Origin of the sequence: Bradyrhizobium sp. STM 3557, from assembly GCF_045571465.1 — a bacterium.
Classification (GTDB): Bacteria; Pseudomonadota; Alphaproteobacteria; order Rhizobiales; family Xanthobacteraceae; genus Bradyrhizobium.
In genome coordinates this window covers 7350262-7363899 of the sequence record NZ_CP120697.1, presented here as the reverse complement: position 1 = coordinate 7363899, position 13638 = coordinate 7350262, and the positions used below count along the sequence as shown (strand labels likewise).

Below are 13638 nucleotides of genomic sequence, written 5' to 3'. Positions count from 1 at the left end.
TTTGCCATGTATGCTTATGACGAGATCGACCGCACGCTGGTCAACGAGCGTGTCGCCGAATTCCGCGACCAGGTGAAGCGCCGCCTTTCCGGCGAGCTCACCGAGGACGAGTTCAAGATGCTGCGGCTGCAGAACGGCGTGTACCTGCAGCTGCACGCCTACATGTATCGCGTCGCCATTCCCTATGGCACCCTGGCCTCGAACCAGCTGCGCCGGCTCGCGCATGTGGCACGGCGCTACGATCGCGGCTACGGCCATTTCACCACGCGCCAGAACATCCAGTTCAACTGGATCAAGCTCGCCGAACTGCCGGATGCGATGGCCGACCTCGCCGAGGTCGGCATCCAGTCCATGCAGACCTCCGGCAACAATTTGCGCAACGTCACCGCCGATCAGTGGGCTGGCGTTGCGCCCGGCGAGATCGAGGACCCGCGCATCTGGTCCGAGATCATGCGCCAGTTCACGACGCTGCATCCGGAATTCTCGTTCCTGCCGCGCAAGTTCAAGATCGCGATCACGGCCTCCGAGCACGATCGCGCCGCGATCAAGATCCACGATGTCGGCCTCAAGCTGAAGAAGAACGAAGCGGGCGAAACCGGCTTCGAGGTGCTGGTCGGCGGCGGCCTCGGCCGCACGCCCTTCATCGCCAAGACCGTGAAGGACTTCGTCGCGGGCCGCGACATCCTGAGCTACATCGAGGCGATCTTGCGCGTCTACAACCAGTATGGCCGCCGCGACAACATCTACAAGGCGCGCATCAAGATCCTGGTGCACGAGCTCGGCGTCGAGAAGTTCGCCGCCGAGGTCGAGGAGGAATGGCAGCAGATCCGCGACGGCGAGCTGAAGCTCGACGAGGAGGTCGTGGAGGACATCCGCTCGCGCTTCTTCTATCCCACGTATGAGAAGCTGCCGCACATGCCGGACGAGCTGAAGCAGGCCTCCGCCGATCCGCAGTTCGAGGCTTGGCGCAAAAACTCGGTGTTCCCGCACAAGGCCCAGGGCTACGCGATCGTCACGATCTCGCTGAAGCCCGTCGGCGCGCCTCCCGGTGACTGCAGCGCCGAGCAGATGGAGGCGATCGCCGACATCGCCGACAAATATTCCTTCGGCGAGATCCGCGTGGGCCATGAGCAGAACCTGGCGCTGCCGCATGTCGCCAAGCGCGACCTTCCGGCCGTGTGGAAGGCGCTCGACCAGATCGGATTGGCGATCCCCAATGTCAATCTGGTCTCTGATATCATTGCCTGCCCGGGGCTGGACTACTGCTCGCTGGCCAATGCGCGCTCGATCCCGATCGCGCAGGAGCTGACGCGCCGCTTCGCGAGCCACGACACGGCGAACCTGATCGGCCGGCTGCACATCAACATCTCCGGCTGCATCAATGCCTGCGGCCATCACCATGTCGGCCATATCGGTATTCTCGGTGTCGAGAAGAACGGCGAGGAGTTCTATCAGATCACGATCGGCGGCCGCGCCGACGAGGGCGCCGTGCTCGGCACCTTGATCGGGCCGTCGGTGCCTTATGGCGAAGTCGCCGACGTCGTCGAGGACATCGTGGAAGCCTATCTCGCGCTGCGCGCACGTCCAGACGAGCTGTTCATCGAGACGGTGCAGCGGCTCGGCGTCGAACCATTCAGGGAGCGGGTCTATGCCACTCGTTAAGGGCGGAAAAATCACGGCGGACAGCTTCGCCCATGTCACAGACGACGCCGAGTTGCCCGCGCAACCCGGCATCCTGATTTCGGCCACGCGCTTTCTTGCCGATCCGGAAGGCCTGCTTGGCCGGCCCGGCGGGAAGCTGGGCGTGATCTGGCCGAACAATCGCGATGTCGACGACCTCGTGCCGTACCTGGATCGCCTCGCCATGGTGGCGCTGGTGTTTCCGAGCTTCCGCGACGGCCGCGCCTACACCCAGGCGCGCCTCTTGCGCGAGCGCTACGCGTTTCGCGGCGAGCTGCGCGCCACGGGGCAGGTGCTGCGCGACCAGTTCGTGTTCATGCTGCGCGCCGGCTTCGATGCGTTCGAGGTCAAGAAACAGAGCGATGCCGAGGCCTTCGCGGACACCGTGAAGCGCTATTCGGTGTTCTACCAGCCGACCGGCGACGGCCGCCTCACCGCGCTGCATCGGCGCATGCAACTGCGTCATTCCGAGAGCGCCGGCCTATGACCGTTCGTGCCGTGCCGCTTTCGTCTCCCCCAGATTCCGTCCCCTCCGCCGCCGCGCTCGACCGGAGCTTGCGCGATGCCTCGCCTGCCGAGGTGGTCGCCACCGCCTTGAAGCTGGTCGGGCGCGATCGGCTGGCGCTGGTCTCCTCCTTCGGCACGGAATCGGCCGCGCTGCTCAAGGTGATGGCCGATGTCGATCCGGCGATCCCGGTCATCTTCCTCGACACCGGCTGGCTGTTCGCGGAGACGCTGGCCTATCGCGATACGCTGACCGAGCGGCTGGGCTTGCGTGACGTGCGTACGGTCAAGCCGCCCGAGGACAAGCTGGCGCGCGAGGACGCGGGCGGCGAATTGTGGTTCTCCGATCCCGACGCCTGCTGCCGCATCCGCAAAGTGGAGCCGTTGGCGCGTGCGCTGGCGCCGTTCTCCGCCTGGCTCAACGGCCGCAAGCGTTTCCAGGGCGGGGCGCGCGCCGCGATCCCGGTCGTCGAGCAGGACGGCACGCGGCTGAAATTCAACCCGTTCGCCAACGTCTCGCGCGACGAGATCACGGCGATCTTCAACGATGCCAAGCTGCCGCCGCATCCTCTGCTGGCGTCGGGTTACCTGTCGGTCGGATGCATGCCCTGCACCAGCCGCACCTCGGCCAATGAGGATGCGCGCGCCGGCCGTTGGCGCGGCCGGCCGAAGACCGAATGCGGCATCCACACGGTTTCCAGCACTGAGGCGCTGGCGTCCTCGGCGTAACCCAGCGTTCCACCGCCGCGCCGGAGCGAAAGCGGCCGGAGCGGCGCTGGCTTGTCGTGCTGCTATCAAAAGTGCTGATCCATCAGCAGCTTCGGGTGTGACAGAAGGCGGCATCCGTTCTCGCGCCTTGCGGTAGCAGAATCGCGCTGCCGGAACCGAAACAAGAAAATCCGGTTTTGTTGACTTGTCGCGTTCCATCCGGCGTCTTGCGTGGCGGGCTCGCCTCCTCGGGCGGGCAACAATGGAGAGCTTCGATGATCCGGCGTCTTGTGATGGTTGCGGCGGCGTTGTGCTGGGCAGGGTCGGCCTTCGCGGCCGACGTGTCGCTGCTGAACGTGTCCTATGATCCGACGCGCGAGCTCTATATCGAGTTCAACAAGGCGTTTGCCGCGGCCTATCAGAAGGAGACCGGCAAGAGCGTCGAGATCAAGCAGTCCCATGGCGGCTCGGGCTCGCAGGCGCGCAGCGTAATTGACGGGCTGCAGGCCGACGTGGTGACGCTGGCTCTCGCCTACGACGTCGATGCCATCGCCGCCAAGGGCCTGATTGCACCTGACTGGCAGAAGCGATTGCCGCAGAATTCCTCGCCCTACACCTCGACGATCGTGTTCCTGGTGCGCAAGGGCAATCCGAAAGGCATCAAGGACTGGGACGACCTGGTGAAGTCGGGCGTGCAGGTCATCACGCCAAACCCCAAGACGTCAGGCGGTGCGCGCTGGAACTATCTTGCTGCCTGGGGCTATGCTCTGAAGAAATCGGGCACCGCGGACAAGGCCAAGCAGTTCGTTGCCGACCTCTATGAGCACGTTCCCGTGCTCGACACCGGTGCCCGGGGCGCCACCGTCACTTTTGTGGAGCGCGGCGTCGGCGACGTCCTTCTGGCCTGGGAGAACGAGGCTTATCTTGCTTTGCGGGAGTTCGGCCAGGACAAGTTCGAGATCGTGGCGCCGCCGCGCTCGATCCTGGCCGAGCCGCCGGTCGCAGTGGTCGACGCGGTTGCCAATAAAAAAGGCACACGAAATGTTGCCGAGGCCTATCTCAAGTACTGGTATACGAAGGAAGGTCAGGAAATCGCCGCACGCAATTCGTACCGTCCGCGCGATCCGGAGGTAGCCAAGGCTTACGAGAATGCGTTCGCCAAGGTCGAGCTTTTCACCATCGACGACGTGTTCGGCGGCTGGACCAAGGCGCAGAAGGATCATTTTGCGGAAGGCGGCATGTTCGACCAGATCTACAAGAATTGATCGAACGATGAGTTGAGTGCGTAGGGTGGATTAGCGACCGCGAATGATCGTTGTTGGATATCTCGCTGCAAGCGGCGGTCGCGTAACCCACCATGCTGGTGGATATGAGTGGATATGATCGGTGGGTGACGCGACTGCCACGTGGAAGTCTCGGTTGTCGAGACAGCAGGCGTACAGTCGCTAACCCACCCCACGAGCTGATCGAAATGAACTGAGCCGGATGACCTCTTGAGCGCATTTGTGACCAGTCTTGCACCACGACGCAGCACCTTGCCGGGCTTCGGTCTCACCATGGGCCTGACGCTGACCTGGCTGTCGGTGATCGTGCTGATCCCGCTCGCCGGCTTGTTCATCAAATCGATGGAGCTGAGCCTCGATCAGTTCTGGGGCATCATCACCAGCCGCCGCACGCTGAGCGCGCTGCGGGTGTCGTTCGGACTCGCCTTTGCCGCGGCCTGCGTCAATCTGGTGATGGGCACCATCATCGTCTGGGTGCTGGTCCGCTATCGCTTTCCTGGCCGGCGGCTGTTCGATGCCATCGTCGACGTGCCGTTCGCGCTGCCGACCGCGGTCGCCGGCGTGGCACTGACCTCGCTGTTCGCCGAGAAGGGCTGGCTCGGCGCCCCGCTTGCGGCACTCGGTCTCAAGGTCGCCTTCACGCCGGTCGGCATCTTCGTTGCGATGATCTTCATCGGCATTCCCTTCGTCGTGCGCACGGTGCAGCCGGTGCTGATCGATCTCGATCCGGAGCTGGAGGAGGCCGCGGCCAGCCTTGGCGCCGGCCGCTGGCACATCGTGACCAAGGTGATCCTGCCGAGCCTTACGCCGGCGCTGCTCACCGGGCTCGCGCTGGCTTTCGCGCGCGCCGTCGGCGAGTTCGGCTCGGTGATCTTCATCGCCGGCAATCTGCCGAACATCTCCGAGATCGCGCCGCTTTTGATCGTCATACGCCTGTCCGAATATCGCTATGCGGATGCCACCGCGATCGCGGTGGTGATGCTGGTTGCGTCCTTTGTCATCATCTTCACGGTGAACCGGCTGCAGCGCTGGGCGCAGAGCCGGATGCCCGCGAATTAAGGATTTCGACGTGAGCATCGAGATGACAGTGCCGCGCGCGCATGCGAGTTCTCCAGCGGAGATCGCGCGCGCCAGTCACGATCCCCGCAGCGAGCCGCGGGCCGTCCGCATCGTCCTAATTACTCTGGCCATCGGCTTCCTGTCGATCTTCGTCGTGCTGCCGCTGGTCATCGTGTTCGCGCAGGCCTTTGCCAAGGGCGTCGGCGCCTATCTCGCCGCGCTCGCCGATGCGGAAGCGCTGGCCGCGATCCGGCTCACGCTGCTGGTGGCCTTGACCTCGGTCGGGCTCAATCTGCTGTTCGGTCTGATCGCGGCCTGGGCCATCGCGAAATTCGATTTCGGCGGCAAGACGCTGCTGATCACGCTGATCGATCTGCCGTTCTCGGTCTCGCCCGTTATCTCCGGCCTCGTGTTCGTGCTGCTGTTCGGCGCGCAAGGCTTTTTCGGCAACTTTCTGCAGGCGCATCATCTGCAGGTCCTGTTTGCATTCCCTGGGATCGCGCTGGCGACCACCTTCGTGACCTTTCCGTTCGTCGCCCGCGCGCTGATCCCGCTGATGCAGGAGCAGGGCACGCAGGAAGAGGAGGCCGCGATCTCGCTCGGCGCCTCCGGCTTGCAGACCTTCTTTCGCGTCACGCTGCCCAACATCAAATGGGGCGTGCTCTACGGCGTCCTGCTCTGCAATGCGCGCGCGATGGGTGAGTTCGGCGCAGTGTCGGTGGTGTCAGGCCATGTGCGCGGCGAGACCAACACCATGCCGCTGCTGGTCGAGATTCTCTACAACGAGTACCAGTTCGTCGCCGCCTTCGCGATTGCCTCGCTGCTCGCCATGCTGGCGCTGATCACGCTGATCGCGAAGACCGTGCTCGAGCGACATCTGGATGAGGGGGCGCCACGTGGCCATTGAAGTCAAAAATCTCGTCAAGAGCTTCGGCACCTTCAGGGCGCTCGACGGCGTCGATCTCAGGGTCGCCGATGGCGAGCTGCTGGCACTGCTCGGTCCTTCCGGCTCGGGCAAGACCACGCTGCTGCGGATCATCGCCGGACTGGAATGGCCCGATAGCGGCGAGATTCATTTCGACGGCGAGAACGCGCTCTCGCGCGGCGCGCGCGAGCGGCATGTCGGCTTCGTGTTCCAGCACTATGCGCTGTTCCGCCACATGACGGTGTTCGAGAACGTCGCCTTCGGCCTGCGCGTGCAGCCGCGTCGGGTGCGCAAGAGCGAGGCGGAGATTCGAAGGAGGGTGAAGGAGCTGCTCGACCTCGTGCAGCTCGACTGGCTCGCCGACCGCTATCCGAACCAGCTCTCCGGCGGCCAGCGCCAGCGCATTGCGCTGGCGCGCGCACTGGCGATCGAGCCGCGCATCCTCCTGCTCGACGAGCCGTTCGGCGCGCTCGATGCCAAGGTGCGGAAGGAGCTCAGGCAATGGCTGCGCTCGCTGCACAACGAGATCCACGTCACCTCGATCTTCGTCACCCATGACCAGGAGGAGGCGCTCGAGGTCGCGCATCGCGTCGTGGTGATGGACAAGGGCCGCATCGAGCAGGTCGGTTCGCCCGGCGAGGTCTATGACAGCCCGGCCAGCGCCTTCGTGCACAGCTTCATCGGTGAATCCATCATGCTGCCGGTGGAGATAAAGGACCGTGCGGTGCATCTCAACGGCCGGCCGCTCGATCTCATGGCCGACGACATCGAGGCCGGCGCCTCGACCTTGTTCGTGCGCCGGCACGATATGCTGATCGGCCCGGCCGGTTCTGGCCCGCTGCAGGGCGCCGTGACCCATGTGCGCAGCTTCGGCCCGGTGCAGCGCGCCGAGATCGTGCTCAATGAGAGCGCGACCACGATCGAGATCGATGCGCCACGCGACCGCGATCTCAGGGTCGGCGAGGCGATCGGCCTGCGGCCGCGGCGCTATCGGATTTTCGCGGGGTGATGACAGCCCCGATCGTGATCTACCCTCTCCCCTTGTGGGAGAGGGTGGCTCGCCGCGCAGCGGCGAGACGGGTGAGGGGTCTCTCTCCACTTGCAGTGCGCGGGGAGAGAGACCCCTCACCCGGCTCAATCTCGCTTCGCGATCTTGAGCCACCCTCTCCCACAAGGGGAAAGGGTGCAGTGTGCCCTTGGGCAGCATGGGAACTTACCCCGCGTTCACCATTCAGCCACGGTTGGTATGCAACAACCCGCCCGTCTGTCACGGGGATGATTCAGTGATGCGCGCGGGTGCGGCCCTTTTCGTCACATTGTTGCTGGCTGGATGCGCCGCGGAGGTGCCCGTCGTCGAGGCCCCGTCGATGTATGCCGATATGGCCGTCTCCGGCGCCAGGCTCGATGCCGCTGCGGCGGCGACGATGATCTCGCAATATCGCCAGAACAACGGCCTCGGCACTGTCGAGGTCGATCCCGAGCTGATGAGGCTTGCGGAGGCGCAGTCGCAGGCGATGGCCGACAAGAACAAGCTCGATCACGACGTCCGCGCACCGCTCGCCAAGCGCCTCACCGGCGCCGGCTATCAGGCCAATGTCGCGGTCGAGAACGTCTCGGCCGGCTACCATACGCTCGCGGAAGCGTTTTCCGGCTGGCGCGACTCGCCGCCGCACAAGGCAAACATGCTCAAGAGCGGTGTCACAAAAATAGGCATCGCTGCGAGCTATGCTCCGAACACCAAGTACAAGGTGTTCTGGACCATGATCCTGGCCGCGCCCGACAAGCAGCCGTCCTGATCCGGCATCGGCCTTGTGCCGGGCGGCGATGCCGGTTTTAGCCCGCGCACAACCCAGCCTTGGGTATGGTTGACGTCACTGCGAAGTGACGCCACGGTGGTTTCATGTTTGATAATTGATCGATCGACATGACGGATCATTCTCTTCCGCCGCAGCCCTCCACACCTTCAGAAGCGCAGCGCGTGCTGGTGCTGCAGGGTGGCGGCGCACTCGGCTCCTATCAGGCCGGCGCCTTTCAGGCGCTGTGTCATTTCCATTTCGACCCCGAATGGGTCGCAGGCATCTCGATCGGCGCGGTCAACGCGGCAATCATCGCGGGCAACGAGCCCGAGAAGCGGGTGCCGCGCCTCAAGGAATTCTGGGAGATGGTGTCGGCGCCGGTGCCCTGGAAGCCGCTGCTCAATGGCGATCACGGGCGCAGCGCGTTCAACGAGGCCAGTGCCGCGCTGATCGCGACCTTCGGTGTGCCCGGCTTCTTCACGCCGCGGATTCCGCCCGCGCCGCTCTGGCCGCCGGGCCATCCCGAAGCGCAGAGCTATTACGACACCACGCCTTTGAAACGCACGTTGGAGCGGCTGGTCGATTTCGATCGTGTCAACGATCTGAAATGCCGGCTGAGCGTCGGTGCGGTCAGCGTCACCAGCGGCAATTTCCGCTATTTCGATAATGTCGAGTTCGCCCGCCAGGGCAAGCGCATCGGCCCGGAGCACATCATGGCGTCCGGCGCGCTGCCGCCGGGCTTTCCTCCCGTCGTCATCGACGGCGAGCATTATTGGGACGGCGGCATCGCCTCCAACACGCCGCTCGACTACGTGCTCGATGCGGAGACCAATCGCGACCTCCTGATCTTCCAGGTCGATCTGTTCAGCGCGCGCGGTGTGGTGCCGATGACCCTGCTGGAAGCGGCCGAGCGCGAGAAGGACATCCGCTACTCCAGCCGCACCCGGATGAATACCGACAAGAACCGGCAGATCCACAATGCCCGCCGGGCTGTGCGCGACCTCATCAGCAAGTTGCCGGAGCATCTGAAGGACGATCCTTCGGTCCAGCTGTTGCGCGAGGCCTCGAAGGAGAACACGGTCACGGTGGTGCATCTGATCTACAAGAGCAAGAACTACGAGACGTCCTCCAAGGACTATGACTTCTCCCATGTGGCGATGGTCGAGCACTGGAATGCCGGCGTGCGCGACGTGCATCTGTCGATGCGGCACAAGGATTGGCTGGAGCGGCCGCAATCGGGGGAGACCATGGTAACTTACGATCTCCTCGGGGACGGCACGCAAACCCTCCACGACAAGCAGGAGTGAACGAGATGGGTAATCTGTCAGGCAAGACCGCCGTCGTCACCGGCTCGACCAGCGGCATCGGGCTCGCTTATGCGCGCGCCTTTGCCAGCGCCGGCGCCAACATCGTGCTGAACGGCATGGGTCAGCCCGCCGACATCGAGAAGGAGCGCGCGGGCATCGAGAGCGACTTCAAGGTCAAGGCGGTGCATTCGCCGGCCGACATGACCAAGCCGGCGGAGATCGCCGAGATGGTCGCGCTCGGCGAGAAGACGTTCGGCTCGGTCGACATCCTGGTCAACAATGCCGGCATCCAGTTCGTCTCGCCGATCGAAGAATTCCCGCCGGAGAAGTGGGAGGCGATCATTGCCATCAATCTCTCCTCGGCATTCTACGGCATCCGCGCGGCCGTGCCCTTGATGAAGAAACGCGGCTGGGGCCGCATCATCAACACGGCTTCGGCGCACTCGCTGGTCGCTTCGCCGTTCAAATCGGCCTATGTCTCGGCCAAGCACGGCATCGCCGGCCTGACCAAAACCGTGGCGCTGGAAGTTGCCACCCACAAAATCACCTGCAATTGCATCTCGCCCGGTTACGTCTGGACCCCGCTGGTCGAGAAGCAGATTCCCGACACGATGAAGGCGCGCAACATGACCAAGGAGCAGGTCATCAAGGACGTGCTGCTGGACGCCCAGCCGACCAAGGAGTTCGTCACGGTGGAGCAGGTGGCGGCGCTGGCGCTGTTCTTGTGTAGCGACGATGCCTCGCAGATCACCGGCGCCAATCTGTCGATCGACGGCGGCTGGACCGCCGAATAAGGCCACCGCTTTCTATCGTCATTGCGAGCGGAGCGAAGCAATCCAGGGCTGAGATAAAGAGCCTGGATTGCTTCGTCGCCTTTCGGCTCCTCGCATGACGGAGCCCGATTTACGAATCCGATAAGTTCCCGCGCAGGGTTTCGCTGTCGCGCTCGCGGCTGTCCGATCACGTACGCCGATTGCCGAACAGGCCGCCGCTCGAGGCGCTCGCGCCGGCTGGGAGGACGACCACCGTCGTGCCCTGCTTGACGTGATCGTAGAGGTCGATGACGTCGCTGTTGGTCATGCGGATGCAGCCGGACGAGATCGCCTGCCCGATATATTCCGGCTGGTTGGTGCCGTGAATCCGGTACAGCGTGTCCTTGTTGCCCTCATAGAGATAGATCGCCCGCGCGCCGAGCGGGTTGGCTGGCCCGCCGGCGACCCGCTTCGGGTAGGGCCCGAGCCGGGCCTGGATCTCCGGCGTCGGAATCCAGTCCGGCCATTCTTGCTTCTTGCCGACCGTGGCGACGCCCGAGAAGGCCATGGCCTCCTCACCGACCGCGACGCCGTAGCGGATCGCCTTGCCGTTCGGCAGCACGTAATAGAGATAGCGCGCATCGGTATCGACCAGGATCGTGCCGGGTGCCTCGCGCCGGTCGTAGTCGACGATGTGCCGCTGATATTGCTCGGGGATCTTGGCTTCCGCATAGGGCGGATGCGCCAAGAGTTGCCGATCGCGCGGAGTCAGGCTGGCATCCGTCGATGGCGACAGCGTCGCCTGCATGCATCCCGCCAGCAGCGTCGCCCCCATCAGTGACACCGCGAGTCCCAATCTCGACATCGCTCGCTCCCCCAATGCGCATCGTCAGGCTATTCGCAGGCTCAATCATGCCTAAAACAAGGCGCTGAAATCAACGGTTGCGTGATCGAGGAACTTTTCCGCTTCCGCGAGGCGCGTTTGAATTTCGCGGAGATCTCATTAAGTCAGTTTATTTGACCAAACGCCAACACGTGCAGACCCAGTCGCCGCTTGACGATCCAGAACAGCAGCGCGGTCTCGGCGACCAGCGACAGCGAGGTCGCGGCCGCAGCGCCATGGCCGCCGAAGCGCGGCACCAGCGCGAGGCAGAGTACGACGTTCATGACGAAGGCCGCCGCATAAGCGGCGGCACAGATGTGCTGATGGCCCAGCATGTTGAGCAGGCGTTCGACCGGGCCGATCGCGGCCCGCACCACAAGCCCGATCGCGGCGACGAACATGATGTTGTAGCCGGCGACGAATTGCGGACCGAACAGCCACAGTAGCGGCTGGCCGAGCGCGAGCAGCAGCAAGGTGGCCGCCAGCGAGGGCCAGAACGTCCAGCGGATCGCATGCGCGACATAGGCCGACAGCCGGTCCTTGTCGCCGAGCGCGTGATATTCCGCGAAGCGATGCGCCGTGGTCGCCGACATCGCGTAGTGAATGAAGGAGACCAGTGCCAGGGTCTTCACCACGGCAAAATAGATGCCGACCTCGTCCGAGGGGCGGAACTGCTGCAGCACCAGCACGTCGGTGTAGGACAAGAGCAGATAGAAGCTCTCGACCAGCAGGATCGGCAGCGAGACGCTGAGCCAGCCTTTGATGTCGTAATCCTTCGGCCCGCGCCCGACATGGGCACCGAGCCTGCGATTGAGCACCAGCATCTGCCCGAGCATCGCGATCCACACCGCACCCGTGCTCGCGAGCATGGCGGTGGAGGCGCCGAGATGGAAGCCGAGCACGAGGGCGCCGGCGGTGATGCCGATGATCAGCGCCTGGCGGATGATGAATTGCGGCATCAGGCCGAGCGTCATCCAGTCGTGCGAACGGGCGATGCCGTCCTGGGTGTTGGCGACGACGAAGGCCGGCAGCGTCGCGCAGCCGATCATGAGCGGCACGATCTCGCCCGGCTCGATCCACGGCGACAGCAGCCTGACGAGACCGGCCAGCAGCAGCGCTGCGACGGTCGAAGCGGCAAAGGTCAGCCAGCGCCCGCCGGCGAGAAAGCCGCGCAGCAGCGCCAGCTCCCCGGCGGTGCGATAGTCGGGGATGATCTTCTGCGCCGAGGAGGCGAGGCCAAAGTCCAGCATGCTGCCGAGCAGCAGCACCCAGGTCCAGACGTAAACATAGACGCCGTAGTCGGAGCTGCCCATCCAGCGTGCCAGCAGGATCTGCGACAGATAGGCAAGGCCGGCGCTGAGCACGCGGATGACGAAGATGATACCGGCGAGCCTGCGCGTCAGCGACGCGTCGCTGGCGCCGCCACTGAGCCCTGCCTTCAGCCGCGCGACCAGGCCGGCGGGAGAGCGGGGCGTTTCGGCATCCATCACGGCCACGGCGGGTCCACTGCGCATGCCGCGGATGGCGGCGACAGGCCCCCTGTATCAACCCATCGTTAAGATTCGGTTGGATCGGGCCGCGATGACGGTGCGCTCCCTCTCCCCGTTCTTACGGGGAGAGGGTTGGGGTGAGGGGCAGACGCACGGGCGGTGCGAGTATTGAGACCTGTGCCCCCTCACCCGGATTGCATCTTCGATGCGCGGGGCGAGGTTGCACCGAGCGCGCCGCCAGATGCGTGCTGATCTCATCCAGGACGGTAGCAGCTCAGCGCGCAGGAGGCCTCAGCCTCACGGCAGGTTGACGTTGAACTCATAGGCCTTGTCGGCGCCGACCAGGGTGAATTTGAGCGCCGCGCCCTCGGGCTTGGCGCCGGGCGGCAGGCCGTCCAGCGCGAAGCTGAAGCGCTTGACGCCGGGCGGGCTGTGCGCCTCCGGCGCCGGGATCGGCAGGGCCCAGTCCGGCGTCGGACCCTCGACGAACAGGCTGACATCGCGCGCCTCCGGTGCGGCCACATCGACCACCACGGATTGGCCCTCGCGCTTGACGTCGCGGATCGTCAGCGGATTGGGATCGCCGATATTGGCCGGCTTCGGCACGGCATCGAGCGCGGCGAACAGCGCCGCGTCCTCGGTCGAGGCGACGCTGGTGAAGGCAAGCTCGGCCTTGGCGTCGACGGGAATGCAGATCTTCTCGCACACGGCGTAGCTGACGTCCGCGCGCAGGGTCACCGGCTTGTCGGCATTCTTGGTCACGATGCGCAGCGGCAGCACGATCTGATCGTGATAGCCGAGCGAATGGCCGCCGGCGCCGTCGTCGAACTTGGTCGGCGCCGGCCACAGCACCGTCACCGCCTCGACATTGTCCGATTTCGAGAAATCGAATCGCGGCGGCACGCCGGAATCGCCGGGGCTGCGCCAATAGGTCTTCCACCCCGGCTGCAGCTGCAGTGCGACGCCGCCGAGCAGCACCGTTCCGCTGCGTGATCCCGCCAGCAGGCGCAGCGCCGAATGGCCGTCACGCTGCCATGGCGAGGCATCCTGCGCGTATGCCGGCACCGTGAGCCACGATGGCGCGCACAGCACGACGAACAACGCAAATGCAATATGGGGAGGAACCAAGGCCTTCATGAGACGTCTTTAATGCCGGGTGCGAACCTAAACCATTGAATTGCTTGTGAGCGATGTTGGGCACGCGAACCTTGATTGACAGATGCGCGTCCCAATATCAGGATATCGAGATGC

13 protein-coding genes are annotated in these 13638 nt (G+C 64.5%); 10 read left to right on the top strand and 3 right to left on the bottom strand.

The features are described from left to right. Nucleotides 1–6: 6 nt before the first annotated feature. From P6U24_RS34065 to P6U24_RS34020, 10 genes are all read left to right on the top strand, one after another. Entirely contained in the window at nt 7–1662 is a 1656-nt protein-coding gene (locus tag P6U24_RS34065) for a nitrite/sulfite reductase (protein WP_407156772.1), read from the top strand. Continuing rightward, the gene (locus P6U24_RS34060) at nt 1649–2167 is read left to right on the top strand and encodes a DUF934 domain-containing protein (protein WP_407156771.1); all 519 of its coding nucleotides are present in this window, start codon (nt 1649–1651) and stop codon (nt 2165–2167) included. The genes P6U24_RS34065 and P6U24_RS34060 overlap by 14 nt, the downstream gene beginning before the upstream one ends. Beyond that, complete coding sequence (locus P6U24_RS34055; protein ID WP_407156770.1) at nt 2164–2913, top strand: phosphoadenylyl-sulfate reductase; 750 nt, start codon at nt 2164–2166, stop codon at nt 2911–2913. The genes P6U24_RS34060 and P6U24_RS34055 overlap by 4 nt, the downstream gene beginning before the upstream one ends. 254 nt (nt 2914–3167) lie before the next feature. After that, nucleotides 3168–4157: a sulfate ABC transporter substrate-binding protein gene (locus P6U24_RS34050; RefSeq protein WP_407156769.1), complete on the top strand. Its 990-nt coding sequence runs from the start codon at nt 3168–3170 to the stop codon at nt 4155–4157. 291 nt (nt 4158–4448) lie between these two features. Then, nucleotides 4449–5234 (top strand): sulfate ABC transporter permease subunit CysT, encoded by a 786-nt coding sequence (gene cysT, locus P6U24_RS34045; RefSeq protein WP_407160682.1) that lies wholly within the window; start codon nt 4449–4451, stop codon nt 5232–5234. 10 nt (nt 5235–5244) lie between these two features. Continuing rightward, on the top strand, nt 5245–6141 hold the full coding sequence (gene cysW / locus P6U24_RS34040) for a sulfate ABC transporter permease subunit CysW (protein ID WP_407156768.1): 897 nt from the start codon (nt 5245–5247) through the stop codon (nt 6139–6141). After that, a complete protein-coding gene (locus P6U24_RS34035; protein ID WP_407156767.1) occupies nt 6131–7168 on the top strand; it encodes a sulfate/molybdate ABC transporter ATP-binding protein in 1038 nt (345 codons plus the stop codon). Before cysW ends, P6U24_RS34035 begins: the two co-directional genes overlap by 11 nt. A 277-nt stretch (nt 7169–7445) precedes the next feature. Next, nucleotides 7446–7955 carry a CAP domain-containing protein gene (locus P6U24_RS34030; RefSeq protein ID WP_407156766.1) on the top strand — a complete coding sequence of 170 codons (510 nt, stop codon included), beginning with the start codon at nt 7446–7448 and terminating at the stop codon, nt 7953–7955. A gap of 128 nt (nt 7956–8083) precedes the next feature. Continuing rightward, nucleotides 8084–9262, top strand: coding sequence for a DUF3734 domain-containing protein (locus P6U24_RS34025; RefSeq protein ID WP_407156765.1), 1179 nt, complete (start codon nt 8084–8086; stop codon nt 9260–9262). A 5-nt stretch (nt 9263–9267) separates the two neighbouring features. Further along, nucleotides 9268–10056: a 3-hydroxybutyrate dehydrogenase gene (locus tag P6U24_RS34020; protein WP_407156764.1), complete on the top strand. Its 789-nt coding sequence runs from the start codon at nt 9268–9270 to the stop codon at nt 10054–10056. A gap of 166 nt (nt 10057–10222) precedes the next feature. Here P6U24_RS34020 and P6U24_RS34015 read toward each other — a convergent pair whose 3' ends face one another. From P6U24_RS34015 to P6U24_RS34005, 3 genes are all read right to left on the bottom strand, one after another. Beyond that, nucleotides 10223–10879: a L,D-transpeptidase gene (locus P6U24_RS34015; RefSeq protein WP_407156763.1), complete on the bottom strand. Its 657-nt coding sequence runs from the start codon at nt 10877–10879 to the stop codon at nt 10223–10225. Nucleotides 10880–11022: 143 nt separating this feature from the next. Next, nucleotides 11023–12393 carry a polysaccharide biosynthesis C-terminal domain-containing protein gene (locus P6U24_RS34010; protein ID WP_407160681.1) on the bottom strand — a complete coding sequence of 457 codons (1371 nt, stop codon included), beginning with the start codon at nt 12391–12393 and terminating at the stop codon, nt 11023–11025. Between the two features lie 291 nt (nt 12394–12684). Beyond that, nucleotides 12685–13524 carry a protein-disulfide reductase DsbD domain-containing protein gene (locus tag P6U24_RS34005; protein WP_407156762.1) on the bottom strand — a complete coding sequence of 280 codons (840 nt, stop codon included), beginning with the start codon at nt 13522–13524 and terminating at the stop codon, nt 12685–12687. Nucleotides 13525–13638 lie beyond the last annotated feature (114 nt).

Bases quoted from the DNA above. Each gene is read 5' to 3' on its own strand.
- P6U24_RS34025 (WP_407156765.1), top strand. From the start codon at position 8,084: ATGACGGATCATTCTCTTCCGCCGCAGCCCTCCACACCTTCAGAAGCG.
- P6U24_RS34065 (WP_407156772.1), top strand. From the start codon at position 7: ATGTATGCTTATGACGAGATCGACCGCACGCTGGTCAACGAGCGTGTC.
- P6U24_RS34055 (WP_407156770.1), top strand. From the start codon at position 2,164: ATGACCGTTCGTGCCGTGCCGCTTTCGTCTCCCCCAGATTCCGTCCCC.
- P6U24_RS34015 (WP_407156763.1), bottom strand. From the start codon at position 10,879: ATGTCGAGATTGGGACTCGCGGTGTCACTGATGGGGGCGACGCTGCTG.
- P6U24_RS34005 (WP_407156762.1), bottom strand. From the start codon at position 13,524: ATGAAGGCCTTGGTTCCTCCCCATATTGCATTTGCGTTGTTCGTCGTG.
- P6U24_RS34020 (WP_407156764.1), top strand. From the start codon at position 9,268: ATGGGTAATCTGTCAGGCAAGACCGCCGTCGTCACCGGCTCGACCAGC.
- P6U24_RS34060 (WP_407156771.1), top strand. From the start codon at position 1,649: ATGCCACTCGTTAAGGGCGGAAAAATCACGGCGGACAGCTTCGCCCAT.
- P6U24_RS34050 (WP_407156769.1), top strand. From the start codon at position 3,168: ATGATCCGGCGTCTTGTGATGGTTGCGGCGGCGTTGTGCTGGGCAGGG.
- P6U24_RS34030 (WP_407156766.1), top strand. From the start codon at position 7,446: ATGCGCGCGGGTGCGGCCCTTTTCGTCACATTGTTGCTGGCTGGATGC.
- cysT (WP_407160682.1), top strand. From the start codon at position 4,449: ATGGGCCTGACGCTGACCTGGCTGTCGGTGATCGTGCTGATCCCGCTC.